Genomic DNA, 260 nt, shown 5'->3' on the forward strand with positions numbered 1-260 from the left:
GCGCACCGTCTGGTGCTGGTGGGCGACGCCGCGCATACCATTCACCCGCTGGCGGGGCAGGGAGTAAATCTCGGCTTTATGGATGCTGCAGAGCTGATTGCTGAACTGAAACGGTTGCATCGTCAGGGGAAAGACATCGGGCAGTACATTTACCTGCGCCGGTATGAGCGTAGCCGCAAGCACAGTGCGGCGCTGATGCTGGCTGGTATGCAGGGATTCCGCGATCTGTTTTCCGGTACCAATCCGGCGAAAAAACTGCT

At 58.5% G+C, this 260-nt stretch carries 1 protein-coding gene; it reads left to right on the forward strand.

The window, feature by feature from the left end; genetic code table 11:
• Positions 1-260: FAD-dependent monooxygenase (locus SB765_RS31005; RefSeq protein WP_410932672.1), on the forward strand; the 260-nt coding region annotated here is incomplete at both ends.

Origin of the sequence: Pseudomonas sp. SIMBA_067, from assembly GCF_046534675.1 — a bacterium.
Classification (GTDB): domain Bacteria; phylum Pseudomonadota; class Gammaproteobacteria; order Pseudomonadales; family Pseudomonadaceae; genus Aquipseudomonas; species Aquipseudomonas putida.